Annotated in this window: 21 protein-coding genes and 1 pseudogene; 9 read left to right on the top strand and 13 right to left on the bottom strand. The window is 67.3% G+C overall.

The window, feature by feature from the left end; genetic code table 11:
- Positions 1 to 27 precede the first annotated feature (27 nt).
- Positions 28 to 165, top strand: coding sequence for a hypothetical protein (locus BGI51_RS12645; protein WP_158895263.1), 138 nt, complete (start codon positions 28 to 30; stop codon positions 163 to 165).
- Positions 166 to 207: 42 nt separating this feature from the next.
- Here the strand turns inward: BGI51_RS12645 and BGI51_RS12640 are convergent, their stop codons facing one another.
- From BGI51_RS12640 to BGI51_RS12600, 9 genes are all read right to left on the bottom strand, one after another.
- Positions 208 to 1,383, bottom strand: a complete 1,176-nt coding sequence (locus BGI51_RS12640) for a zinc-dependent alcohol dehydrogenase (RefSeq protein ID WP_187978548.1) — start codon at positions 1,381 to 1,383, stop codon at positions 208 to 210.
- Positions 1,383 to 2,222 (bottom strand): SRPBCC family protein, encoded by an 840-nt coding sequence (locus BGI51_RS12635; RefSeq protein ID WP_187978547.1) that lies wholly within the window; start codon positions 2,220 to 2,222, stop codon positions 1,383 to 1,385. The genes BGI51_RS12640 and BGI51_RS12635 overlap by 1 nt, the downstream gene beginning before the upstream one ends.
- 100 nt (positions 2,223 to 2,322) lie before the next feature.
- Positions 2,323 to 3,528 (bottom strand): exonuclease subunit SbcD, encoded by a 1,206-nt coding sequence (gene sbcD, locus BGI51_RS12630; RefSeq protein ID WP_187981321.1) that lies wholly within the window; start codon positions 3,526 to 3,528, stop codon positions 2,323 to 2,325.
- 183 nt (positions 3,529 to 3,711) lie between these two features.
- Positions 3,712 to 4,797: a sn-glycerol-3-phosphate import ATP-binding protein UgpC gene (locus tag BGI51_RS12625; protein WP_187978546.1), complete on the bottom strand. Its 1,086-nt coding sequence runs from the start codon at positions 4,795 to 4,797 to the stop codon at positions 3,712 to 3,714.
- A 2-nt stretch (positions 4,798 to 4,799) separates the two neighbouring features.
- Positions 4,800 to 5,645: a sn-glycerol-3-phosphate ABC transporter permease UgpE gene (gene ugpE / locus BGI51_RS12620; protein WP_187978545.1), complete on the bottom strand. Its 846-nt coding sequence runs from the start codon at positions 5,643 to 5,645 to the stop codon at positions 4,800 to 4,802.
- Positions 5,642 to 6,529 (bottom strand): sn-glycerol-3-phosphate ABC transporter permease UgpA, encoded by an 888-nt coding sequence (ugpA, locus tag BGI51_RS12615; RefSeq protein ID WP_187978544.1) that lies wholly within the window; start codon positions 6,527 to 6,529, stop codon positions 5,642 to 5,644. The genes ugpE and ugpA overlap by 4 nt, the downstream gene beginning before the upstream one ends.
- A 75-nt stretch (positions 6,530 to 6,604) precedes the next feature.
- Positions 6,605 to 7,921 (bottom strand): sn-glycerol-3-phosphate ABC transporter substrate-binding protein UgpB, encoded by a 1,317-nt coding sequence (gene ugpB, locus BGI51_RS12610; RefSeq protein WP_133862913.1) that lies wholly within the window; start codon positions 7,919 to 7,921, stop codon positions 6,605 to 6,607.
- A gap of 206 nt (positions 7,922 to 8,127) precedes the next feature.
- On the bottom strand, positions 8,128 to 9,318 hold the full coding sequence (locus BGI51_RS12605) for an MFS transporter (protein ID WP_187978543.1): 1,191 nt from the start codon (positions 9,316 to 9,318) through the stop codon (positions 8,128 to 8,130).
- 231 nt (positions 9,319 to 9,549) lie between these two features.
- On the bottom strand, positions 9,550 to 10,410 hold the full coding sequence (locus BGI51_RS12600) for a LysR family transcriptional regulator (protein WP_187978542.1): 861 nt from the start codon (positions 10,408 to 10,410) through the stop codon (positions 9,550 to 9,552).
- A 97-nt stretch (positions 10,411 to 10,507) separates the two neighbouring features.
- Here BGI51_RS12600 and BGI51_RS12595 point away from each other — a divergent pair, with 97 nt between their 5' ends.
- A complete protein-coding gene (locus BGI51_RS12595) occupies positions 10,508 to 11,413 on the top strand; it encodes a DMT family transporter (RefSeq protein ID WP_187978541.1) in 906 nt (301 codons plus the stop codon).
- Between the two features lie 73 nt (positions 11,414 to 11,486).
- Here the strand turns inward: BGI51_RS12595 and BGI51_RS12590 are convergent, their stop codons facing one another.
- The 4 genes and pseudogenes from BGI51_RS12590 to BGI51_RS12575 form a co-directional block, all read right to left on the bottom strand.
- On the bottom strand, positions 11,487 to 11,642 hold the full coding sequence (locus BGI51_RS12590) for a hypothetical protein (RefSeq protein WP_007162553.1): 156 nt from the start codon (positions 11,640 to 11,642) through the stop codon (positions 11,487 to 11,489).
- Between the two features lie 169 nt (positions 11,643 to 11,811).
- Entirely contained in the window at positions 11,812 to 12,825 is a 1,014-nt protein-coding gene (locus BGI51_RS12585; protein WP_133862909.1) for a GlxA family transcriptional regulator, read from the bottom strand.
- A gap of 98 nt (positions 12,826 to 12,923) precedes the next feature.
- Positions 12,924 to 13,250: pseudogene (locus tag BGI51_RS23880) on the bottom strand (aromatic ring-hydroxylating oxygenase subunit alpha); the annotation flags it as partial.
- 520 nt (positions 13,251 to 13,770) lie between these two features.
- Complete coding sequence (locus BGI51_RS12575) at positions 13,771 to 14,736, bottom strand: LysR substrate-binding domain-containing protein (protein ID WP_059313811.1); 966 nt, start codon at positions 14,734 to 14,736, stop codon at positions 13,771 to 13,773.
- A gap of 342 nt (positions 14,737 to 15,078) precedes the next feature.
- Here BGI51_RS12575 and BGI51_RS12570 point away from each other — a divergent pair, with 342 nt between their 5' ends.
- From BGI51_RS12570 to BGI51_RS12540, 7 genes are all read left to right on the top strand, one after another.
- Positions 15,079 to 16,113: a quaternary amine ABC transporter ATP-binding protein gene (locus BGI51_RS12570; RefSeq protein WP_187978540.1), complete on the top strand. Its 1,035-nt coding sequence runs from the start codon at positions 15,079 to 15,081 to the stop codon at positions 16,111 to 16,113.
- 50 nt (positions 16,114 to 16,163) lie between these two features.
- Positions 16,164 to 17,120, top strand: a complete 957-nt coding sequence (gene proW, locus BGI51_RS12565; RefSeq protein WP_187978539.1) for a glycine betaine/L-proline ABC transporter permease ProW — start codon at positions 16,164 to 16,166, stop codon at positions 17,118 to 17,120.
- Between the two features lie 46 nt (positions 17,121 to 17,166).
- Entirely contained in the window at positions 17,167 to 18,192 is a 1,026-nt protein-coding gene (gene proX / locus BGI51_RS12560) for a glycine betaine/L-proline ABC transporter substrate-binding protein ProX (protein WP_187978538.1), read from the top strand.
- Between the two features lie 205 nt (positions 18,193 to 18,397).
- Positions 18,398 to 19,714 carry an NAD(P)/FAD-dependent oxidoreductase gene (locus BGI51_RS12555; RefSeq protein WP_187978537.1) on the top strand — a complete coding sequence of 439 codons (1,317 nt, stop codon included), beginning with the start codon at positions 18,398 to 18,400 and terminating at the stop codon, positions 19,712 to 19,714.
- 50 nt (positions 19,715 to 19,764) lie between these two features.
- Positions 19,765 to 20,667, top strand: a complete 903-nt coding sequence (locus BGI51_RS12550) for a dihydrodipicolinate synthase family protein (RefSeq protein ID WP_187978536.1) — start codon at positions 19,765 to 19,767, stop codon at positions 20,665 to 20,667.
- Between the two features lie 2 nt (positions 20,668 to 20,669).
- A complete protein-coding gene (locus BGI51_RS12545; protein ID WP_187978535.1) occupies positions 20,670 to 22,160 on the top strand; it encodes an aldehyde dehydrogenase in 1,491 nt (496 codons plus the stop codon).
- Positions 22,161 to 22,536: 376 nt separating this feature from the next.
- Positions 22,537 to 23,991, top strand: coding sequence for an amino acid permease (locus tag BGI51_RS12540; RefSeq protein ID WP_187978534.1), 1,455 nt, complete (start codon positions 22,537 to 22,539; stop codon positions 23,989 to 23,991).
- The last annotated feature ends 65 nt before the right edge of the window (positions 23,992 to 24,056 follow it).

The following is a 24,056-nucleotide window of genomic DNA, read 5'->3' as shown; positions in this document are numbered from 1 at the left end:
GCAATCACGTTTCCCGGAGGATCCGTCGTGCGCTCGCCCCTCTCTCCCTTCGATTTCCTCGGCATGCCCCTGCTGGTCGGTGTGGGCACCCTGGCGCTGGTCAGCTGCAGTGGCGGCCACAAGGTCGCCGCGCTGTGGCAGCCGCTGGCGACCTGGCTGGTCTAGCGGATAAAGAGCCCGCCGATCCTGGGATCGCCGGGCTGCCCCTCACGGCATGAACACCGCCCTCATGCAGTTCCTGTCCTTGGACTTGAACAGCTCGTAGCCGTAGGGCGACTCTTCCAGGCTCATCGGATGGGTGAGCAGGTAAGACGGATCCAGCTCGCCCTTCTGGATGTGTTCGAACAGCCGCTCCACATAGCGCTGCCCCGGCTGCTGGCCCGATCTCAGGGTCAGGGCCTTGTTGACGATGGCGCCCATGGGAAACTTGTCGATCACCCCGCCATAGACGCCGATCACCGACACCGTACCGCCCTTGCGACAGGCACGGATGGCCTGGCGCAGCGCCGATCCGCGCTCGGTATGCAGGCGCAGCAGCTGCTTGGTCTTGTCGTAGGCATAGTCGACCTGGGTACCGTGGGCCTCCATGCCGACGCAATCGATGCAGCGATCCGGGCCACGGCCACCGGTCAGCTCCAGCAGCGCCTCATGGATGTTGGTGGTCTCGTAATCGAGGACGATGGCGCCGGCCTTCTCGGCCGCCAGCTGCAGGCGATCGCTGAAGCGATCGATGGCGATCACCCGCTCGGCGCCCAGCAGGTAGGCGCTGCGAATGGCCATCTGGCCAACGCCGCCACACCCCCAGACCGCCACGGTATCGCCAGGCTGGATGTCGGCGATGTCGGCAGCGTAGTAGCCGGTGGGCACGGCATCGGACACGAACACCGCCTGGGCATCGCTGACGCCGTCAGGCACCTTGAACAGATTGACGTCGGCATAGGGCACCCGCACGTAGGTGGCGTGGCTGCCGGCATAGCCGCCGAAGGCATGGCTGTAGCCGAAGATGCCGGAACAGGGCTGCCCATAGGCCAGCTCGGTCATCTCGGGCTTGGGGTTGCTGTTGTCGCAGCAGTTGTAATCCTCGCGCTGGCAGTGCTCGCAGTCACCGCAACCGATGATGGAGACGGTCACCACCCGGTCGCCAACGGCCAGGCCCTGGTTACGCAGGCTGCTGCCCAGTTCGACGATCTCGCCGAGGAATTCATGGCCGATGATGTCGCCAGGCTTCATCGCCGGGACGTAGCCGCCCAGCAGGTGCAGGTCCGAACCGCACACCGAGGACATGATGATGCGCACGATGGCGTCGCGCGGATTGAGGATCTCCGGGTCCGGGACGGTTTCCACCTGCAGACGATTGGGGGCTTGCCAGGTCAGGGCACGCATTATTCGGACCTCGCATGAGTGCCCAGGCCGGCATTGATGTCGGCCTGGGGTTCGTCGGCCGGGCGAGTCACCGGCGGATGAGGCGGCGCCAACGGGCGACCGCTGCGGGAGACCTCGGGGGTGGCGATCTCGCCGGTTTCCAGTTGCTGCTTGAGCCGGCGCAGGCCGAGATTGACCGCCTTGCCGGTGAAGCGGCTGATCCCTTCGGTGACGGCATGACCGAGCAGGCCGACCGGGGCTTCGCAGGCCAGTACGGCCTGGACCAGGGTACCGCGGCCCTGGGGTGCGTCGCTGAAGGTCAGACTGGCCTTGTGCGCCATGAAGGTGCCGGGCACGGTGCTCCACAGCAGGAATTCGTTCTCGCGGCGCTCGCTCTGCTCCAGCGTCCAGCTCAGGGTGCGCCCCAGGGGACCGGAGGCATGCCAGTGACTGTCGCCATCGGCGCCCAGCTCGATGCGGTCGACGAAGGGCAGCAGCGCGCGCAGGTGCTGCAGGTCGGTGCAGTAGGCGAACACCTCCTCACGCGGCTTGGCGATGGTGACGCTGCGCTGGATGGCAGTGGGATTGCGCCAGCCCCAGCGCTCGGCCAGGGCCTGTTCGAAAGGTGATGGCTGCAGCGCGGCCTTGAACTCGCAACGCTGGCGGACGCCGCGACTGAGGGCCATGGCGCCCAGCGCCAGCTTCACGCAGCCGGTGAGGCCACCGCGGCGCAGGCCGCCAAGGATCAGCAGACCACCGCCAAGCAGGGACACCAGGCGTTCGGTGCCCTGGACATTGGGAACTTGGTTGTCGGAACGTGCGTGACGCGTGGCGGCGAGGGGTTGCGACAGGTCGTGCATGGGGTCTCCTCCGGTATGGGCTACATAGAGAGGGTGACCCCGGGGCAGCGGGCCTTGTTCCGGAGGAGAAATACCGTCCGATGGACGCGTTTCGCTGCGATCAGGCAGGCAACTCGCCGAGAACCTCGCGGTAAAGGCCTTCCAGGCGGATACGCAGGTCGTCGTCCAGGGTCTCCCCGGCCAGGCGCTGGCTGAAGACGTCGAGCGGGCTGAGCTCTTCCAGCGTTTCGCGCTGGGTACCCTGCAGGGTGGGCGCGATGGCGCTGCGCGCGCGCCTGACCCGCAGCACCTCCAGCGGCAACTCGGCCACCAGCGCGGAGATGCGCGGCTGCAGATCGGCCAGGTAGTCGTCACCGGCCACCACCACCTCGGTCCACACCGGGCACTCGGGGCGGCCGTCGGCCGCTGCCTCGACCAGGGCGGCGCCCAGGGTGTCGAGGGTGCCCTGCACCACGGCCAGCGGCTGGAAACAGGGCACCGCCACGGGCGTCACCCGCTCCAGGGTCGCGCCGAACTCCACCAGCAGGACTTCCTTGGCGCGTTCCTCATCGAAGCTGAGGCACAGCGGCGAGCCGCTGTAGCGCACCTGCTCCAGGCCGCCGACCCGCTGGGGGCGATGGATATGGCCGAGGGCGATGTAGTCCGCCGGCGGAAAGGCGCTGGTGGGAAAGGCATCGAGGCTGCCGACGTAGATCTCCCGCACCGACTCGCTGGTGCTGGCGCCCACGGTGGTCAGATGGCCGGTGGCGATGATCGGCAGGGCAACGCCCAGTTCGGCGCGGCGCGCTTCGGCCAGAGCGTATAACTCGGCATAGTGCCCCTGGATGGCCTGTTGCAGCGCCTGGCGCTTTTCCTCGGCGCTCTGTCCGGCCTGGCTCTGCACCACGTCACGCGGCCGCACGAAGGGAATGCCGCAGAGCAGTGCGCCGATCTCGCCGTCGCGGCGGCGCAATTCCAGCAGCTGGTCGGCTGGCGTCTCGCTGACGCAGGGGATCACCCGGGTGTCCAGGCAGGCCAGCAACTCGCGGGATTCCGCCAGCACCGCGGCGGAATCATGGTTGCCGCCGAGCACCACCAGGCTGGCGCCGGTACCGCGCAGGGCGACGATGAAGCCGTTGTACAGCTCGCGGGCATAGCTCGGTGGCGTGGCGGTGTCGAAGATGTCCCCCGCCACCAGCACCACGTCCACCGCCTGCTCCGCCACCTGGTCGACCAGCCAGGCGAGAAAGGCGCGATGCTCGGCCTCGCGGGTGCGCCCGAGGAAATGCTGCCCCAGGTGCCAGTCGGAGGTGTGCAGCAGGCGCAGGCCGCTCGCGGAAGCAGACTTTCGAACACGTCTGGGCTTGGGTTTTTCCTCGGGGGCAGCGGCGGGCAGATCGAACAGCGGGAGGTTTTCCATGGGTATCGGCGGTCAGAGCGGCAAAGGGCGCAGTATCCTCTCCAGGGCGCCTGAGGGAAACCGCCCCGCGCCCTGACCGGACCGGCGTGCCTAGCGCCGGGGATCGAGGCGCTGACCGGAGGCGGCGTCGAACAGGTGCAGGTGCTCCTCCGGCGCGCGTAGCTGCAGGACGTGGCCCGGCGCCGGCCGCTGCTGATGGGGCAGGCGCACCACCAGCGCCTGCTCGCCCCAGCGCCCATGCGCCAGGTTGTCGGCGCCAAGGATTTCCAGGGTGCCGACCACCAGGGGCAGGCCCTGCTCCGACACGCTGCAGGGCTGCAGGTGCTCGGGCCGGATGCCCAGGCAGACCGGGCGTCCGGCCAGATGGCGATAGCCCGGTCCCAGCGGCAGGCGCAGACCGCCCGGCACTTCGCAGTGGCTGCCAGCGGCGTCGACCTGGCCGTCCAGCAGATTCATCGCCGGACTGCCGATGAAGCTGGCGACGAAGCGCGTGGCCGGACGTTCGTAGACCTCCACCGGGGTGCCGAGCTGCTCGACCACCCCCGCCTGCATGACCACCACGCGCTGGGCCAGGGTCATGGCCTCCACCTGGTCATGGGTGACATAGAGGCTGGTGGTATTGAGCCGCTGGTGCAGCTGCTGCAATTCCAGGCGCATCTGCACCCGCAGCTTGGCGTCCAGGTTGGAGAGCGGCTCGTCGAACAGGAACACCGCCGGATCACGCACCAGGGCGCGGCCCATGGCCACCCGCTGGCGCTGGCCGCCGGACAGCTCTCGCGGCCGCCGTTCGAGCAGGCCATCGAGCTCCAGGATGCGCGCCGCCTCCTTGACCCGGGTGGCGATCTCGGCACGGCCGAGACCGGCGATCTTGAGACCCCAGGCCAGATTCTCGGCCACGCTCATGTGCGGATAGAGGGCGTAGTTCTGGAACACCATGGCGATGCCGCGCGCCTTGGGTTCCAGCGCGGTGACGTCCCGGCCACCGATATGGATACTGCCGGCGCTGACCCGCTCCAGCCCGGCCACCAGCCGCAGCAGGGTGGACTTGCCGCAGCCCGAAGGCCCCACCAGTACGATGAATTCGCCATCCGCCACCTGCAGATCGAGGGGCTGGATGACCTGGGTCTTGCCGCCGTTCCAGCTCTTGGAAACGGTCCTGAGTTCGAGGTTTGCCATGGTTACTTTTCGCTATCCACCAGACCGCGCACGAAGGCGCGTTGCATGACCATTACCACCGCCACCGGCGGGATCAGGGTGAGCAGCATGGCTGCCATCACCTGGTTCCATTGCGGCACCCGCTCGCCGAGCGAGAGCATGCCGCGAATGCCCGCCACGGCCGTGCCGAGGTCGGGGTTGCTGACGATCAGCAGCGGCCAGAGGTACTGGTTCCAGCCGTAGATGAAGGTGATGACGAACAGCGCCGCCAGGTTGGTCCGCGACAGCGGCAGGACGATGTCGCGGAAGAAGCGCAGCGGCGAGGCGCCATCGATGCGCGCCGCTTCGAGCAACTCCTCGGGCAGCGTCAGAAAGAACTGGCGGAACAGGAAGGTGGCGGTGGCCGAGGCTATCAGCGGCAGGGTCAGACCGGCGTAGCTGTCCAGCATTCCCAGGTGGCCGATGGTGTCCACGGTGGGAAAGATGCGCACCTCCACCGGCAGCATCAGGGTGATGAAGATCAGCCAGAAAGCCAGGGTGCGCAGCGGAAAGCGGAACCAGACGATGGCGAAGGCCGAGAGGATGGAGACCGACAGCTTGCCCAGGGTGATGCCCAGCGCCATCAGGAAGCTGTTGAGCAGCAGCAGCCAGAAGGGTGCGGTGCTGTTGCTCACGCCCTGGGTCCAGATCAGGCTGAGGTTGTCCCAGAGATGGCGCCCCGGAATCAGGCTCATGGGCGTGGCGAACACCGCCCGGTCGTCGAGGGTGGCGGCCACAAAGGCCACATAGAGCGGAAAGAGGATGACGCCGATGCCCAGTACCAGCATCAGGTGGCACAGCAGCGTCAGCCCGCGACGATTCTCGATCATTGATAGCGCACCCGGCGTTCGACGTAGCGGAATTGCACCACCGTGAGCACGATAACCAGCAGCATCAGCACCACCGACTGGGCGGCGGAGGCGGCGAGATCGAGTCCGGTGAAGCCCTCGCGATAGATCTTGTAGATCAGGGTGGTGGTGGCCTGCACCGGCCCGCCGCCGGTGGCCGCGTCGATCACCGGAAAGGTGTCGAAGAAGGCGTAGACCAGGTTGACCACCAGCAGGAAGAAGCTGACCGGCGCGATCAGCGGCAGCGACAGCTGCAGGAAGCGGCGCAGCGGCCCGGCGCCGTCGATGGCGGCAGCTTCCAGCAGCGAGCGCGGGATGGATTGCAGCGCGGCGAAGAAGAACAGGAAGTTGTAGCTGATCTGCTTCCACACCGAAGCGAGCACCACCAGGAACAGCGCCTGACCGGCATTCTGGGCGTGGTTCCAGTGATAGCCGTAGCGCTCCAGCAACAGGGTGAGCAGACCGAGACCGGGGTTGAACAGAAAGATCCACAACACCGCGGCGATGGCCGGGGCCACCGCATAGGGCAGCAGCAGCAGGGTCTGGTAGATCCGGCTGCCACGCACCACCAGATCGACCAGGGCCGCGAGGACCAGGGACACCAGCAGGCCGCAGCCGGTCACCAGGGCGCTGAAGGTCAGGGTGGTCCAGAAGGAGGCCAGATACAGCGGGTCCTGGAACAGCTGACGGAAGTTGTCGAGGCCGACGAACTGGCTGGACAGGCCGAAGGGATCGACGCTCTGCAACGAGTACCAGAGCGTCTTGCCGGCGGGCCAGAGAAAGAACACGGCGGTGATCGCCAGCTGCGGCGCGAGCAGCGCATAGGGCAGCCAGCCGGAAGGAAAGACCTGACGGGATGTGGACATGGGCGCACGCATCGTCGCGAAAAGAGGAGCGGCGCCGGCACTCGTCGGCAGGCGCCGCCAGGGCGGACCCCAGGCTTACTGGGTGGATTTCTCGAAGCGGCGCAACAGCACGTTGCCGCGCTGCACGGCAGTATCCAGCGCCTGTTGCGGGGCCTGCTTGCCGGTCCAGACGCTTTCCAGCTCTTCGTCGATCACCGCGCGGATCTGCGGCATGTTGCCCAGGCGCAGGCCCTTGGTGAAGGCCAGTGGCGGCTTGTTCAGCATCTGCCGGGTGGCGATGTCCGCCCCCGGATTCTTGCTGTAGAAGCCCTGCTCGCGGGTCAGGTCGTAGGCCGCCTTGGTGATCGGCAGGTAGCCGGTCTGCTGGTGCCATTCGGCGGCGATCTCCGGCTGCGCCAGGAAGGCGAGGAATTCGGCCACGCCGCGCTTCACCGCGGCATCCTGACCCTTGAACACCCAGAGGCTGGCGCCGCCGATGATGGCGTTCTGGGGAGCGCCCTTGAGGTCGCCGTCGTAGGGCATCATGGCCACGCCGAAGTCGAACTTGGCGTAGTGGCGGATGTTGGCCAGCGAGCCGGACGAGGTGGTCAGCATGGCGCAGTCGCCGTTGTAGAACTTCTCCGTGGGTTCGTCCTTGCGGCCGACGTAGGTGAAGTCACCGCGCTTGCCCATCTCCTGCAACAGGGCGATGTGCTTGACCTGGGGCGCCTGGTTGAAGTCCAGCACGGCATCGGTCCCCAGGTAGCCGTTGTCCCGGCTGGCGAAGGGCAGGCCGTTCCAGGCGCTGAAGTTTTCCAGCTGCACCCAGCTCTGCCAACCGCTGGTGTAGCCGCACTTGAGACCGGCGGCGCGCAGCTTGGCGCTGTCCTCCGCCAGGTCCTTCCAGGTCTTGGGCGGCGCTTCCGGATCGAGGCCGGCCTGCTTGAAGGCGGCCTTGTTGTAGTAGAGCACCGGGGTGGAACTGTTGAACGGCATGGACAGCAGTTGACCGGTCTTGGCGTCGCTGTAGTAGCTGGCGACGGTGGGTACGAAGCCCGCTTCATCCAGCTTCAGGCCCGCGTCCTTGAACACCTGGTAGACCGGCTCGATGGCCCGGGAGGCCATCATGGTCGCGGTGCCCACCTCGTAGACCTGCAGAATGGCCGGCGGCTTGCCGGTCCGGAAGGCCGCGATGCCAGCGGCCAGATTCTGCTCGTAGTCACCCTTGTACACCGGCTGTACCTGGAATTCCGGGTGCGCCTGGTTGAAGCGCTGGGCCAGGGAATCGACCTCCTTGCCAAGCTCCGCATCCATTGAATGCCAGAAGGGAATGGGCGTCGCCGCCCACACCGGGCCGCTACTCACCAGCCCGAGTACCAATCCCAACGTCATACCGCGAAGCGAAGCCTGCATGTCTGTGCCGCCCTTATCGATAGCCTGAGGATCGAAGGCGCGAAATCGCGCCTTCCTGTTCGAAAGGCAACATGCCAGGCAGAGATGACAGTCAGGCTACAGCGAAGACAGCACGCACGATCCTCCCGAAAGGACCGTCGTAGAGCCTTTCGCGGGCAAAACCCCTGGCAGCGCGGCGGCAGCCTGGCGCGGCCAGCTGCCAGGCGCTAGCAGCGACTCGCGGGCGGCGGCGCCAGGGTCAGCCGCTGCACCAGGCTGGGCACCAGGCTCAGCACACCCAGCAGCGCCATTCCCAGGCCAACCCACAGGGGCGCGCGCAGGCCCTGGCCGGCATCGATGGCCGCGCCGCCGGCCCAGGCCCCCACTGCCAGGCCCGCGGTGATCACCGAGGTATGCAGGGTGTTGACCAGGGGCCCCGGGGTGGCCGCGGCCATGACCCGGGCGACCATGGCCGGGTTGAGCGCCACTCCGGTCAGGCCGATCAGCGCCAGGGCCAGGAGGCTGGCCGCGGCATTCTCGGCGCAGCTGACGAACAGGGCGAAGCCCAGCGCCAGCACCGCCAGCCCGACGCCCTGCACCTTGAGGGTGTAGCGATCGGCCAGGCGGCCCACCAGCAGATTGCCCAGCACGTTGGCGAGGCCGTACCCCATCAGCAACCAGGGAATGGTGGTGGACGCGAAGCCCGTCACCTGGATGAGGATGGGCGAGAAGTAGCTGAAACCGGCGAAGGTCGCGCCGATGATCAGGCCGCTGGTGAGGTAGGCCGCCCAGAGCCGGGCGCTGACCAGGGTGCGCAGTTCACCGCCCAACTGCCCGGCCACGCGCGCCGGCGTGCGCGGCACGCACAGGCCGACCAGCAGGGTGCAGCAGGCCGCCAGCAGGGCGACCGCCCAGAAGCTGGCGCGCCAGCCGGCCAGTTGCTCGATCAGCACCGTGCCCGGCACTCCGAATACCGGCGCCAGCATGAGGCCGGACAGGATCAGCGAGGCCGCCCGGCCGCGGCGATCCGGCGTGACCAGGTTGGCGCCCAGGGTCAGGCACAGGCCGATGCTGGCGGAGCTGGCGATGCCCATGAGCACCCGCCCCGCCGCCATCACCGGATAGCTGGCCGCCAGTGCGGCGACCACGGCGCCTACCAGATAGAGCGTCAGCAGCCACAGCAGCGCCGATTTTTCCGCCAAGCGCAGGGCCAGCAGCAACAGGGTCAGCGGCGGGCCGCCCAGGGCCATGCCCAGGGCATACCAGGAAATCAGATAGCCGATCTGGCCGATGGAGACGCCGAGATCGGCGGCCAGCGCCGGCATCATGCCGGCCACCATGAATTCGGCGGTGGTCAGCGCGAAGATGGTCAGGGCCAGCAGATAGATGAGACGAGGGATGGCGGGTGGGGCAGTCATGACAGCGGGATATTCCAGAAAAAGCGGACAGGAGCGGCGGTAGCGGGCCGGATGTAGGGGCCGATCCCGGGTATCTCGGGAGGCAACAGCTCAGGCGGTCGCAGAGGGTCCGAGTGGTCTCGGGAGGTGTCCGTTCCAGGCGGAACGACGAATCGACAGGCGGCAGGTCGCGCGCCAGGGTCGGCACCTTAGTGGCTGCACGGTCGCCCGGTCAAACCTCGCGCCGCCTGGCTAGAGGCGAAAGTCCTCGGCGATCAGCCCGGCCAGAGAGGCGCAGGCGGGGCTGCGCTCACCGGGCGGCGAGGCCAGCCGCAGCTCGTGCACCGGCAGTTGCGCAAAGCCCTCCTCCGGCTTCAGTTCACGCATCGGCGGGGTCATGCGCGCCCGGTCGGTGATGGCCACGGCCTGGCCCAGTTCGACCGCCGCTTCCAATGCCGAAGAGGCGGCGCTGGTCACCACCGCATGCCAGCGCCGGCCCTGGCGGATCAGCAGGTCGATGCCCAGTTCGCGATAGCTGCAGCCTTCGCCGTGCAGCGCCAGGGGCACGCTGGCGTTCGGGCTCAGTTGCAGCCCGGGACCGGCGACCCACACCGGCTGGGTATGGCCGAACCTCTGGCCGTCCGCCCGATCGGTGCGGGGCGGTCCCACCAGCAGCGCCAGGTCCAGCAGTCCCTGGCCGAGCCAGCGCCGGAGCTGGCTGCTGTTGCCGGTCAGCACCTGCAGGACGATCCCGGGATGCTCGCCCTGCAAGCGCGGCAGCACGGCCTTGAGCAGGCGGGCGGCATAGTCCTCGGCCACGCCCAGGCGCACCTCGCCCACCACCGGCTGGCCGGTGAGACCGGCGAGGATGCGGTCATGGGCCTGCAGCAGGTCGGCGGTCTCCAGCAGCACGCGGCGCCCGAGCGGGGTCAGGGTCACCGCCTGGTTGTCGCGCTCGAACAGCCGGCCGCCGGTCTGCTCCTCCAGTCGGCGGATCTGGCTGCTCACCGTCGAAGGACTGCGATTGAGCTGCAAGGAGGCGGCGCGAAACTGCCCCAGCCGCACGATGGTGTGGAAGGTACGCAGGACGTCGATATCGAGAGGTGCAGGCATGATGCGTTTTTATCGAACCATCGCTACCGATAATGTCGTTTGAGTGTATTACTACCCTGGGCCAGGCTCAAGGCATCCCGTCATCTGGAGCCCGGCCATGCCTGCCATCCTGTCTTCCCCGCTGCTGCGCCAGCTCGCCCTGGTGCTGTGCTGGAGCGCCGGTTTCGTTGGTTATCGCTACGCAGCGGACCAGGCCCCTACCCTGCTGGTGACCTTCTGGCGCCTGCTGCTGGCCGCCGTGCTGCTGCTGCCCTTCGCCTGGGCCGAGGTGCGGCGATTGCCGCTGAAGATCATCGGCCAGCAGGCGGGCATCGGCGTGCTGGCCTTCGCCGGAGCGGCAGGGCCGGCCGCCAAGGCCATCGAACTGGGCGTCTCACCCGGGCTGGCGGCGCTGCTGTCGGATCTGTCGCCGCTGCTGGTGGCCCTGGGTTGCTGCCTGCTGCCGGGCCAGCGCACCAACGGGCGCCAGTGGCTCGGCCTGGGCCTGGGCCTGACGGGCGTCCTGCTGGCCACCGGCGCGGGCGTGGGACTGGGCGTGGCCCCCGGCTGGGCCTACGCCCTGCCGCTGGGCAGCGCCCTGGCCCTGGCGCTGGCGACCCTGGTGCAGAGTCGCGTGCCGCCGAGCCGACTGGCGTTGCGGACGCAGCTGTTCATCCAGCTGGCGGCCAGCAGTCTGGTCATGCTGGGGGTGGCCGGGGTGGAAGGTCCGCTGACCCCACCGCTGACCCTCGGCTTCGCCCTGGCGGTGCTCTGGTTGTTGATCCCGACCCTGCTCGGCTTCGGCCTCTACTGGCTGTGCCTGCGCCAGGGCAGCCCCCAGGCGGTGAGTGGCGCGCTCTACCTGAGTCCGCCAGTGGCGCTGCTGTGGGCCTGGGCCTGTTTCGACGAGCCGCTGGCGCCGGGCATGCTGCTCGGCCTGCTGTTCGCCCTGGCGGGCTTGCTGTGCCTGAATGCGGCGGAGCGGCCCCGGCAGCCGGAGCCGGCGCTGGCATCGGGCAGCTGACTCTGGCGGGAAGGTGCGATACTGACGGTCGTCAGCACCGGGAGGCCTCGCGTGCTGCGAGGCTGGCAGAGGGTCAGGCTTTGTCGTCGGCCTGCTCGTCGTGGTCCTTGAGCGCGGGTTTCTTGCCCGGTTGCGGCGCGTGCTCGGCATCGGGTGCGATGTCCTCGCCCTGATGCTTCTTTTCCTGCTGCACTTTCTTGTCGTGGGCGACGTTACGTGGGTCAGTCATGGGACATCCTCGCTCGGTAGGTCATCAGGTTATCCGTCGCCGCGTCAGGCAAGCCGTGTCGCGCCGGGATAAGGCTTCGAGCGGGACGGCAGGCAGCCGTTCCTGTGCGCCGACGAAACGCTCTGGGGCGCGCCCTCTGCGCTTTGCCCCAAGCGCAGCGCCAGGCGGCTCAGTACTTCAACCGCCGCTCCTTGGACGGCGGATAGCCGAAGTAGGCCGAATATCTCTTGCTGAAGTGGGTGACCGAGGTGAAGCCGCAGGCCACCGCCACCTCCAGCACCGACAGGGTGGAATGCTGCAGCAGGCGGCGGCCCTCGGTGATGCGGAGCTCCAGGTAATAACGCATGGGCGCGGTATCGAGCTGCTCGCGAAACAGCCGCTCGACCTGGCGCCGCGAGCGGCCGGCGTAGTCGCACAGTTGCTCGATGGTGAGGGGCTCCTCGATGTTGGCCTCCATCAGGGTCACCACCTCGCGCAATGGCGGGGTCATCTGCACCTTGAGCGTCGGATTGACCTGGCGAAAGCGCGACTCCTCGAAGGCCAGAATGTTGACCAGGCCATCGGCCAGGGCGCTGCCGCACTGGGCGCCGATCCATTCGAGAAAGAGATGGAAGGCGCCGCTGGGACTGGCCGCGGTGAGGCGATCGCGATCCAGCACATGGCTTTCCGCGGAGGTCTTGCAACCGCGCACCCGTTCGCTGAAGGCGCTGCGCTGCTCGGGATGGATGGCGCAGCGATAGCCGTCCAGCATCCCGGCCTGACCCAGTTGCCAGGCGCCGTTCCACAGGCCGCAGAGGGTCACCTGCTGCTTGGCCGCGCGCAGCAGCAGCGCCTTGAGCCGCGGGTCCAGCTCCAGCGGCGTCCGCAGGCCACCACAGACCACCAGCAGATCGAAGCGGGCGCTCTCCGCGGCGCGGTAGTCGCCGTCCGGACGGATGACGATGCCGAGGTCACTGAGCACCTCGGCGCCGGTCGGGCTGTAGGTCCGGGTAGCGAAGGTCCCGGCGGCCAGCAGGTTGGCGGTGACCAGGGTATCCAGCGCCTGGGTGAAGGACGGCAGGGAAAAGTGATCAAGCAGGATGAAGCCGACCAGCCGGGAAAATTCCGGCCGCGGCCGCGTCGACTGCAACTGCAGGTAGTTCTTGCCCTGGATACCGCTGCCAAAGGTTCTCGAATCGATCACGTCCTACCGCCCCGCTCCTTGCCTCGGGCCCATCCTAGCCCAAAGCCGCGTTCCCACTTGGCGGGAGAACCGCCGCCCATCATGTCGCCAGCGACCAGGGTCCTGTCGAAATCAGCGTTCACCTTGCCGGCGAACAGCAGGCTGCCGTCCGGTTCGTAGGTCCACCTGTGATAGGGGCAGACCCGCTTGGCAACCTTGCCCTGCTCGCGCTCGCAGACCTTGGCACCGCGACGGCGACAGGCGTTATGGAAGGCCCGCACCTGACCGTCCTTGCGGCGCATCACCGCCACCGGGTAGTCGCCGATCTGCAGAGTGAGATACTGGCTGGGCTTGGCGATCTCGAAGGTGTGGCCGGCGAAGATCCAGTCGCGATGCCAGAGTCGTTCGAGGTCCTGGCGACAGACCTCGGGATCGCTGTACAGCGCGCGGGCCGGTTTCGTAGCCGAGGCAGAGGGCTTCGGGCAGGTCGCGGCCGCTGATACGGCGGCCCTGGGCGTGCAGGGCATCGGCCAGCGCCAGCAGTGCCGGGACCGCGGTGCGGCATGGCCCTTGGAGGTGAAGTGCCCCTCGTGGGCGTCCAGGCTGTCGGCGGTGAACCCTCCCGCCCAAGCCGCGCCCAGCAGATTCACCGGGGTGCCATCGAAAGGCAGGCGGCTCATGAATTCGCCACCGGGATAGTGCTTGCGCGCATAGCCATAGAGCGTCTGACCGGTGGCATTGGACACCGCCACGGCCAGGGTGCCGAGGATGTCCAGCAGGCTCTTCTGCAGGATGGCCCGGCTAGGGCGCGGTACCTGGTCGAGGGTGAGGGCTTGGCAAAAGGCGTAGGGCGACATCCGCGGACTCCCTTGTTGTTGGCTGCCGAGGTTGGCCGGCAACAGACAATGAGTCAGGGTCGGGCGCTGGCTCCAACGACTTTTTCGCCGGGCAAAGGATAACCGCAGGTCAGGCGGGCGCCCGGCCGAGACGGCCGAGCAGCCACTGCTGGAAGCGCCGCACCGCCTCGCTGTCTTCCATTTCCTCGCGGATCGACAGGTAGTGGCGGCTGTTGCGCAGGACTACCTGCTCCTGGATCGGCCGCACCAGCTGGCCCTGTTCCAGCAGCGCCGCCACCAGGTGATTCCAGCCCAGGCTGATGCCCTGGTGCGTCAGCACCATGCCGATGATCAGGTTGTAGTCGTTGGCATTGAACAGCGGCGGACGCCCGGCCGGACGCTCGTCCAGATCGATGCCCTGGAAGGCCAGCCAGACGCCCCAGTCGACGTGCTCGGCCACCTGGGAGCGACCGTAGGGACTGAGGTTGAGCAGGGCCGCGTCGCGTACCCCTTCGAGGGTGCGGATCTGCGGATGGCGTTCGAGATACAGCGGAGAGCACACCGGATAGATGATGTCGTGGAACAGCGCCGTGCTGCGATAGCCGTCGCGCACCTTGGGCATCTTGGTGATGAAGGCGTCCGGCTGCACCCCCGGCTCCATGGCCAGGAAATTCTGGGTGGTGACCAGATTCAGTTCGATCTCGGGGTGGCTGGCGAAGAAATCCGGCAGGTGCTGGGACAACCACAGTGCCGAGAACGCCGGCGAGCAGCACAGGGTGAGCATGTGCCGGGCGGTCTGGTTGCTGCGGATGCGTTCGGCGGCCTGGGCGATGTTGACGAAGGATAACTGGGCCGCATCGAAGAACAGTTCGCCCGCCGGGGTCAGCGCCACCGCGCGCCCGACCCGGCTGAACAACTGAGCCCCGAGATAGCCCTCCAACTCGCGGATCTGTCGACTGATCGCCGCCTGGGACACGCACAGCGCCTCGGCGGCGCGGGTGAAACTTGCGTACTTGGCCGCCGCGACAAAGGCCTTCACCGCGCGCAACGAAGGCATTTTCAGCAGCAGCGTATCGGGATCGACGGCTTTGGACATCGCAACTCTCGACGGACGGAAAAGGGGCGGACAAACAGTATTGGCCATGGCCGCGCGACCTTGGAGCCTTTGGAGACGCCAGGCATATTTCACGGCGACACCTCTGGCGCGCTCAGCGAAATCATAACGTGACGTTATCAAATCAGGGCTGGAAATGTTGTTGGATTTGCCCGGGGTCAGCTTATAGATTTGCTGAAAAGCCCCGTTCCGAGGGCCACCAGAACAACAAGAAGGGACCGCCGTCGTGAAGACAGACCCCCATTTCCTCTGCCCAGCATCTCTCATCAATCAGAACTGCACAGCGGTGGTGACTGCCTGTGCTGGGCGCGAAGGAGGCATGGCATGACACGCTCCGACGAAATCATCTCGGTCCGCAACATCTACAAGGTGTTCGGCTCTCAGGCGGACACCGCCATGGCACTGGTCAGGGCGGGGGCTTCCAAGGCGGAGGTGTTCGAGAAGACCGGCCAGGTCATCGGGGTCTTCGACGCCAGCTTCTCGGTCATGCGCGGCGAGATCTTCGTGATCATGGGACTGTCCGGCTCGGGCAAGTCGACCATGGTGCGGCTGTTCAATCGCCTCATCGAACCCACCGCTGGCACCATCTTCCTCAACGGCCGGGAAATCACCGGCCTCAGTGACAAGGACCTGTTGCAGGTCCGCCGCAAGGACATGGGCATGGTGTTCCAGTCCTTCGCCCTGATGCCGCATATGACGGTGCTGGACAACGTCGGCTTCGGTCTGCAGATCAGCGGCGTCGCCGAAAAGGAGCGCAACAGCCGCTCTGTCACCGCGCTGCGCCAGGTCGGCCTGGCCGGCCAGGAAAACTGCTATCCGCACCAGCTCTCCGGTGGCATGCAGCAGCGCGTGGGCCTGGCCCGGGCGCTGGCCAACGATCCAGCCATCCTGCTGATGGACGAAGCCTTCTCGGCCCTCGATCCGCTGATCCGCCACGAGATGCAGGGCGAGCTGATCAAGCTGCAGCAGCAACAGGACCGCACCATCATCTTCATCTCCCACGACATCGAGGAAGCGGTCCGCATCGGCCATCGCATCGCCATCATGGAAGGCGGCCGGGTGGTGCAGATCGGTACCCCGCGCCAGTTGCTGTGCCAGCCGGCCAACGACTACGTGCGCACCTTCTTCAACGGCTTCGACGCCAGCCGCATCCTCAAGGCCGGCGACATCGCCCAGCGGGATGCGCAGATCACCTATAGGCCCGGTCGCGAAACCCCGATCACGGCGGACACGCCGATCAGGGACATCTTCGGCACCGTGGCCCGCGCCAGTGCGCCCGTGCCGGTCGTGGACGCCGCCGGCGCCTATCAGGGCTGCATCTCCCAGGGTCGCCTGCTGAGCTATCTCGGCGGCCACTGATCGCTGTTTTCCTTTGTTGAGGGCGCGCAGGCGCGCCGGAGGCCCCGCTCATGTCCGATTTCAGCATTCTCGATCCCTTCAAGACGATCACCGTTCCGGTGGGCTCCTGGGTGGAAGCCGCGCTGCGCTACCTGGTGCACAACTTCCGCGAGGTGTTCCGCTCCATCCGCTGGCCAGTGGACCAGGTCCTGGACGGCATCCAGGCCGCGCTGATGTCGGTGCCGCCGACCGTGTTCATCCTGCTGGCCGCCCTGCTCGGCTGGCAGATCGGCGGTCGCCGCATCGGCATTCTGACCCTGGCCATGCTCACCGCCCTGGGGCTGATCGGCGTGTGGAACGATGCCATGGTCACCCTCGCCCTGGTGCTCACCTCCCTGGTGTTCTGCGCGGTGATCGGCATCCCGCTGGGCATCCTCAGCGCCCGCAGCAACCGCCTGGAAATGTGCATCCGCCCGCTGCTGGACGCCATGCAGACGCTGCCCGCCTTCGTCTACCTGGTGCCGGTGGTGATGCTGTTCGGCATCGGCAACGTGCCGGGGGTCATCGTCACCATCATCTTCTCGCTGGCACCGCTGGTGCGCCTGACCAATCTGGGCATCCGCCAGGTGCCGGAAGACAAGATCGAAGCCGCCCGTGCCTTCGGCTGCACGCCCTGGCAGATGCTGGTCAAGGTCCAGCTGCCGCTGGCCGCGCCGACCATCATGGCCGGGGTCAACCAGACCCTGATGCTGGCGCTGTCGATGGTGGTGGTGGCCTCGATGATCTCGGTCGGCGGCCTCGGCCTCATGGTCCTCAGCGGCATCGGTCGCCTGGACATGGGCCTGGCCAGCGTCGGCGGTATCGGCCTGGTGCTGCTGGCGATCTTTCTCGATCGCTTCACCCAGGCCATGGGCGAGCGCAGCGCCCACCTGGCCACCGGTCAGCGCTGGTACCACAGCGGCCCGGTCGGCCTGGTGGTGCGTCTGGTCGGCAAGAAAAAAGCGCTGCCGCAGCCGGTTACGCCTTGAACCTGCCTTTCACCGCAGAACATCAACTCACAACGACAGGTGCTCCATGAATCTTTCCGCATGCAAAAAAGCGCTCCTGACCGGCTTCGCCGCCTCCCTCCTGGGTCTGGCCCTGAGCGGCGCCGTCCATGCCGCTAGCGCCGACCACCCCGGCGCCGGGGTGAAAGTCACGCCGATTTTCCCCACCATCGCCGAAGAACGCTTTCGCGGCGAGATCGCCATCGCCGGCCTCAAGGCGCTGGGCTACGACGTCAAGGCCCCCAAGGAAACCGACTATCCGGCGCTGTTCCTGGCGCTGTCCTATGGCGACGCCGACTTCACCGTGCACATGTGGGAACACATGCACCAGGCCTTCTATGACAAGGCCGGCGGCGACGACACCATGGTCAAGGCCGGTAACGTGATGCCAGGCGTGCTGCAGGGCTTCATGATCGACAAGAAGACCGCCGACCAGTACCACATCAAGGACATCTCGGACTTCAAGAAGCCGGAAATCGCCAAGCTGTTCGACAGCAATGGCGACGGCAAGGCCGACCTTACCGGCTGCAACCCCGGCTGGGGCTGCGAGGTGATCGTCGAGCACCAGCTCAAGGCCTATGGCCTGAACGACACCGTCACCGACAACCGCGGCTCCTATTTCGCGCTGATGGCCGACACCATCCAGCGCTACAAGGACGGCAAGCCGATCTTCTACTACACCTGGGTGCCGCAGTGGATCTCCAGCGTGCTGGTGGAAGGCCGGGACGTTGTCTGGCTACCAGTGCCCTTCACCTCGCTGCCCGACGGCAAGAACGACGTGAACACCACCTTCGAGGGCAAGAACCTGGGCGCTCCCATCGACAACGTCGTGGCGGTGATCAACAAGGACTTCGCCAGGAAGAACCCCGCCGCGGTCAAGTTCCTCTCGGAGCTGAAGATCGCCACCGCCGACGAAAGCGCCCAGAACCTCAAGATGCAGAACGGCGAGAAATCGCTGGACGACATCAAGCGTCAGGCCGCCGAGTGGATCAAGGCGCACCAGGCCGAGTGGGACGGCTGGCTGGCGGACGCCCGCGCCGCTGGCCAGAAGTGATCGCCTAGACGGCGCCAGCGCGCCGTGACCGGGCAGTAGTCGGGCACAGCGCCACCACGACGTACCGGACCGCCGGGCCTGAACGGCCTGAGCCCGCGGCCCGGTCCTGAACGACCTCAAGCGACATCCTGCCTCCCCGGGAGGCGGGCAAGCCCTGTGCGCCTCGCGTTCAGGCCAGACGCTTCACCAGAGACGGTTGCGCACCATGAAAGTCCAAGCCCTGCCCGCCGACGACAACACCTGTGGCTGGTACCACACCAGTGCCCCGCGCACGCCCCGGCCCAGCCATCGCGGTCATAGCGAGGCGCCCTGGGTGGTGGTCGGCGCCGGTTTCACCGGTCTCGCTGCCGCGCGGCAGCTGGCGCTGAAGTTCCCGGACGACGAGGTGATCCTGGTGGAGGCGCAGGAGGTCGGTCTGGGCCCGGCCGGGCGCAATGCCGGCTTCGCCATCGACCTGCCCCATGACATCGGCGCCGAGGACTACATCGGCGACATCGGCATCGCCCGCACCGTGCTCAAGCTGAACCTGAGTGGCCAGGCCTACCTGCGCCGGCAGGTCGAACGCTACGGCATCGATTGCCAGCTGCAGGCCTGCGGCAAGTATCAGGCCGCCGTCGAGGAACGCGGCCTGGCAGTGCTCGACGCTTACCGGCGCGGCCTGGACAAGCTCGACCAGCCCTACCAGATGATCGAACGCGAGACCCTGCCCGAGCACCTGGGCACGGACTTCTATCAGCGGGCGCTCTATACCCCTGGCGCGGTGCTGATCCAGCCCAGCGCCCTGGTCAAGGGTTTGGCCGAGAATCTACCGACCAATGTCACGCTCTTCGAGCGCACGCCGATCCTGGACGTGGACTACGGTCCGCGCCCCGAGCTGCGGCATGCCGCTGGCCGTATCACCGCCGGCAAACTGGTGCTGGCCAACAATTCCTTCGGCCAGCACTTCGGCTTCCTGCAGGGGCGCATGCTGCCGATCTTCACCTACGGCAGTCTCACGCGGCGGTTGACGCCCGACGAGCAGGCGCTGCTGGGCGGCAAGCCCTTCTGGGGTGCCATCCCCGCCGATCCCTTCGGCACCACGGTGCGGCGTACCCCCGACCAGCGCCTGCTGATCCGCAACAGCTTCAGCTTCAACCCCGATGGCCGCAGCAATCCCAAGCATTTGCAGCGGGTGCTGCAGCGTCACCAGGCCTCCTTCGCCCGCCGCTTTCCCATGCTGCCCAAGGTGACCTTCGAGTACACCTGGGGTGGCGCCCTGGCCATGACCCGCAACCACAACGGCTTCTTCGGCCAGCTGGCCCCCAACGTCTATGGCGCCCTGGGCTGCAACGGCCTGGGGGTCACCCGCGGTACTGCCACCGGCAAGCTGCTCGCCAACTGGCTGGCCGGCGAGCGCGACGAACTGATCGATTTCCTGCTCGCCGCGCCCGGGCCCAATGCCAACCCACCGCAGCCGTTCCTCTCGGCCGGCGTCAATTTCAACCTCTTGTGGGGACAGTACCGCGCCGGCTGCGAAAGCTGACGGCCGCGCCCTCCCCGCTGACATCCGTGCAACCTCTGGAGGCTCCACCCATGAACTTCGACGGCATCTATACCCCGGCCATCACCCCGCTCAAGGCGGACGGCGCCATCGACCAGGCCGGTTTCGCCCAGGTCCTGGAATACCTGATCGAGTCCAAGGTGCACGGCATCGTGGTCGGCGGTTCCACCGGCGAGTACTACGCCCACAGCGGCGAGGAGCGCCTGGCGCTGATCGCCCAGGCCTGCGACGTGGTGGGCCAGCGCCTGCCACTGGTGATCGGCACCGGCGCCATCCGTACCGAGGATTCGGTGCAGTTCGCCCAGGCCGCCCGTGAGCACGGGGCTGATGCCCTGCTGGTCGGCACCCCGCCCTATGCCCTGCCGACCCAGCAGGAGATCGCCGAGCACGTACTGACGGTGGATCGCGCCGCCGACCTGCCGATCATGCTCTACAACTATCCGGGGCGGATGAACGTGGCCATGGGCGAGGACTTCTTCGCCGCCATCGCCGGCTGCCGCAACGTCCAGTCGATCAAGGAAAGCAGCGGCGACATGGCGAGTCTGCACCGCCACGCGGTCAAGCGCCCGGACCTGCAGCTTTCCTGCGGCTGGGACGACCAGGCCCTGGAATTCTTCGCCTGGGGCGCGCGCAGCTGGGTCTGCGCCGGCTCCAACTTCGTGCCGCACGAGCACGTGGCGCTCTACCAGGCCTGCGTGCTGGAGCAGGACTTCGCCAAGGGGCGCCGGATCATGGCGGCCATGCTGCCGCTGATGGATTACCTCGAAGGCGGCAAGTTCGTGCAGTCGATCAAGTACGGCTGCGAACTCGCCGGCCTGCCCAACGGCGGCGTGCGTGCCCCGCTCAAAGGCATGACCGCAGCCGAGCAAGCCGAACTGGCGCAGGTGATCACCGCGCTGAAGAGCAACGTCGCCCGTATCGTCCAGGGAGCCTGACCATGACCGATCTGCTGAGCAAAGCCGCCTACGCCGACCTCGCCGCCACCGTCGAGCTGCGCACCCAGGCCTTTATCGATGGCGCCTTCGTCGCCACCCGGAGCGGCCAGACCTTCGTCACCACCAACCCCGCCACTGGCGCTGAACTGGCGCAGGTGGCCGCCTGTGGCGCCGCCGACGTGGACGCCGCCGTAGCCGCCGCCAAGACCGCCTTCGAAGACGGTCGCTGGAGCGGTCTGCACCCTTCCGCGCGCAAGGCCGTGCTGCAGAAATTCGCCGCCCTGCTGGAAGAACACGCCCATGAACTGGCGGTGGTGGAGAGCCTCGACAGTGGCAAGCCGGTGCGCGAGTGCCAGACCATCGACGTACCGGAGACCATCAACACCCTGCGCTGGCACGCCGAGCTGATCGACAAGATCTACGACGCCACCGCCCCCACCGGCGCCGGCGCCCTGGCCATGGTGGTACGCGAGCCCATCGGCGTGGTCGGCCTGGTACTACCCTGGAACTTCCCGCTGCTGATGCTGGCCTGGAAGATCGGTCCCTCGCTGGCCGCTGGCTGCTCCATCGTGGTCAAGCCGGCCAAGGAGACCACCCTCAGTGCCCTGCGGGTAGCCGAGCTGGCCCACCAGGCCGGGGTGCCGGCCGGCGTGTTCAACGTGGTGCCCGGCAGTGGCAAGGAGGCCGGCGAACCCATCGGCCGGCATCCGGACATCGCCGCGGTCAGCTTTACCGGCTCCACCGACACCGGTCGGCTGTTCCTCAAGTACGCCGCCGAATCCAATCTCAAGCGCATCGTCCTGGAACTGGGCGGCAAGAACCCCGCCGTGGTGATGAACGACGTCGAGGATCTCGACCAGGTCGCCCAGCACGTGGTCAATGGCGCCTTCTGGAACATGGGCGAGAACTGCTCGGCATCGTCGCGGCTGATCGTCCATCGCGAGGTCAAGGATGCCCTGCTGGAGCGCGTCCAGGTCCACCTGCAGGACTGGCAGCTGGGCGACCCGCTGGACCCGGAGAACCGCCTGGGTTCCATGGTCAGCAAGGCGCATTTCGACAAGGTCCGTTCCTACCTGGAGCACGCCAGCGAGCAGCAGCTCAAGGTGGTGACCGGTGGCGCGACCCGCGATGGCGTCTATGTGGAGCCGACCATCGTCGACGGCGTGGCGCGTGACAGCCGCCTGTTCCGCGAGGAGATCTTCGGCCCGGTGCTGAGCGTGACCCCCTTCGATACCCTCGACGAAGCCCTGGAGCTGGCCAACGACACCGCCTACGGCCTGGCCGCCTCGGCCTACACCGGCAACCTGCGCAATGCCATCAAGCTGGCTCGCGGCATCCGTGCCGGCATCGTCACCGTCAACTGCTTCGGCGAGGGCGATGCCTCCACCCCCTTCGGCGGCTACAAGGAGTCGGGGTTCGGCGGGCGCGACAAGTCGCTGTGGGCCCACGACCAGTACACCGAGATCAAGACCATCTGGATCGACGCGTCCTGATCTCGGGCTAAAGACGCTACCCGGTCCGCTGCCGCAGCGCAGCGGACCGTCCTCCCCTGCCTGGCCGCGCTCGACCTCAGTATCCTGGCTGAAGACGTGGCGGCGGTCCGCCGTTCGCTGCTGCGCTGATCACGCCGGCTAGCGCTTGCCCTGTACCGCCTCCCGTAGCCAGAACGGCCGTGCTGGCTTCCTCGCCCGGCCGCGCACCGACGACCGCCATCCCACCTGGCGCCCTTGGCCTGCTAAGCTTCGCGGCTTTTTTGGCGCTGCCCGCGCCGACGGCCGCGGGCGTTCCGCACACCACCCTTCATTCGACGACCGCGACTGGCCGCCAGAGCCAGCGCCGGCCCCCGTTAAACTGCCAGCTGGAATTCCCATGTCCACCGCCTCTCCGAGTCTGCAGCGCCGGCTCAAGCCCCGCCACCTCAACATGATCGCCATCGGCGGCTCCATCGGCACCGGGCTGTTCGTCGCCTCCGGCGCCACCGTGGCCACTGCCGGCCCGGGCGGCGCCCTGGCGGCCTATGCGCTGATCGGCCTGATGGTCTACTTCCTCATGACCAGCCTCGGCGAGATGGCCGCCTACCAGCCGGTGTCGGGTTCCTTCTCCATCTATGGCAGTCGCTTCGTCGAGGACGGCTTCGGCTTCGCCCTCGGCTGGAACTACTGGTACAACTGGGCGGTGACCATCGCCGCCGAACTGGTGGCGGCGCAACTGGTGATGGGCTTCTGGTTTCCCGAGGTGCCCGGGCTGATCTGGAGCGCACTGTTCCTCGCGCTGATGTTCCTGCTCAATGCGGTGTCGGTGCGCGGCTTCGGCGAGAGCGAATTCTGGTTCGCGCTGATCAAGGTGGCCACCGTGGTGGTCTTCATCGGCCTGGGCCTGGCCGCCATCCTCGGCATCTTCAGCGGCATCGAGCCGCCAGGCCTGTCCGTGTTCACCCAGGGCGAGGCGCCCTTCGTCGGCGGCCTGCAGGCCATGGTCGGGGTGGCCATGATCGCCGGCTTTTCCTTCCAGGGCACCGAGCTGATCGGCATCGCCGCCGGCGAATCGGAAAATCCGCGCAAGAACGTGCCCATCGCCATCCGCCAGGTGTTCTGGCGCATCCTGATGTTCTATGTGCTGGCGATCTTCGTCATCGGCATGCTGATCCCCTATACCGATCCGCGCCTGCTGCAGAACGATGCCACCGACGTCTCCGTCTCGCCGTTCACCCTGCTGTTCGAACGCGCCGGCCTGGCCTTCGCCGCCAGCCTGATGAACGCGGTGATCCTCTCGGCGGTGCTCTCCGCCGGCACCTCGGGCATGTACGCCTCGACGCGGATGCTGCACAGCCTGGCCGAACAGGGCAAGGCGCCGCGGCTGTTCGCCCGCGTCTCGCGCAATGGCGTGCCGCGCAACGCCCTGCTGGCCACCACCGCGGTGGGCGCCCTGTGCTTCTTCACCTCCCTGGTGGGCGACAAGGCGCTCTATGGCTGGCTGCTCAACACCTCGGGCATGTGCGGCTTCATCGCCTGGCTGGGCATCGCCGTGTCCCACCATCGCTTCCGCCAGGGCTACCTGGCCCAGGGTCGCCGGCTGGAAGACCTGCCCTACCGTGCCAAGCTGTTTCCCTTCGGGCCGCTGCTGGCCTTCGCCCTCTGCCTGGTGATCACCCTGGGGCAGAACTATGCCGCCCTGTTCGGGCCGCACGGCGTCGACTGGCTGGGCCTGGCCGCCACCTACATCAGCCTGCCGCTGTTTCTCGCCGTCTGGCTGGGCTATCGCTGCAAGCACGGCAGCCGGCTGGTTAAGCTCAAGGACATGGACGTCAGCCCGAGCGGCGACTGAGCGCTCGCCCGCGGGACCCGCCGGCTGCGCCCGGCGGGTCCCGTGCTAGCATCCCGGATCTTTCC

The sequence above is a fragment of the Pseudomonas oryzihabitans genome, assembly GCF_014522265.1.
GTDB classification, from domain to species: domain Bacteria; phylum Pseudomonadota; class Gammaproteobacteria; order Pseudomonadales; family Pseudomonadaceae; genus Chryseomonas; species Chryseomonas aestiva.
The sequence above is the reverse complement of the archived record's forward strand: the minus strand, read 5'-3'. Positions and strand labels throughout refer to the sequence as shown.